Origin of the sequence: Pseudokineococcus sp. 1T1Z-3 (assembly GCF_037482365.1) — a bacterium.
Classification (GTDB): domain Bacteria; phylum Actinomycetota; class Actinomycetes; order Actinomycetales; family Quadrisphaeraceae; genus Pseudokineococcus.
In genome coordinates this window covers 1-803 of the sequence record NZ_JBBHZF010000034.1, presented here as the reverse complement: position 1 = coordinate 803, position 803 = coordinate 1, and the positions used below count along the sequence as shown (strand labels likewise).

General features: G+C 63.8%; 2 protein-coding genes. Both read right to left on the bottom strand.

Going from position 1 to position 803, the window contains the following annotated elements:
- Positions 1-43: 43 nt before the first annotated feature.
- Positions 44-373 (bottom strand): hypothetical protein, encoded by a 330-nt coding sequence (locus WDV86_RS15960; RefSeq protein ID WP_339568643.1) that lies wholly within the window; start codon positions 371-373, stop codon positions 44-46.
- A gap of 119 nt (positions 374-492) precedes the next feature.
- On the bottom strand, positions 493-803 hold a 311-nt coding region (locus WDV86_RS15955; RefSeq protein WP_339568642.1), incomplete at its 5' end, for a hypothetical protein.

Here is an 803-nt window from a genome sequence, read left to right as displayed (position 1 = left end):
CGAGAGACACGACAGGCGGCAGCCGCGCCAGCGTAAATGGTATCTACGCTTTACGACCTGCACGCCAGTAGATGTAGGTGAAAAGGATGCCCAGGAAGAGCCCCACCAGGGTTGCCGGCAAGCCCGTCCAGGTCTCCGCCAAGTAAAAAGACGCAGTAATAAGTGCCGCAGTGACGACAGTGGTGATGCCGAGAGCCCACTTATTGGCCTTGGACTGACGAGCTGGTGCTCTGTCAAGAAGTCCAGTGACAGCAACTGTCCCGAATAGCGTCAAAAGAACCGGCCTCAGCACGACGTCATCTAGCGGGATGACTTTGGTCAGCATGAGCGGCGCGGCGAGAAGGACGAGGAAAAGGCAGGTGAGACCAGTCATTATCCAGCCATGACGGTCCTTGCGTATTCGCTGAGTTAGGGAGCGAACCAGTATTCCCACAGTGAAAACGCCTCCAAGAAGGGCAGCTAGCACACCTAAGGCGAATACGGTAAGGCGCATCAGGTGTACTTCTGCGGAGGCCAGGGCCAAGCCGCCAGGCGGGCGTCGGCGTCGGTGACGGTGGGGATGCCGGGCGCGGGTCGTCGGTCGTTGTAGGCGTGGGCGAGGAGGAGGTCGCGGCTGTCGAGGACGGCGTCGGCCCACAGGTTCTCGCCGGCGCCGGAGGCGCCGTCGGCGCGCATCGCGGCGTCGAGGATGGCGGCGAGCTTGATGGCTTGGGCGCGGGTGAGGCCGACGACGTCGTCGTCGCCGGGTTGGGGCTCGTCGAGGAGGGCTTGGCGGCGGTCCTCGGGGGTGGGCTCGAGCGGGG

What these genes read in the sequence shown, in the direction of transcription:
- WDV86_RS15960 (WP_339568643.1), bottom strand. Translation starts at nt 373, where the DNA reads ATGACTGGTCTCACCTGCCTTTTCCTCGTCCTTCTCGCCGCGCCGCTC.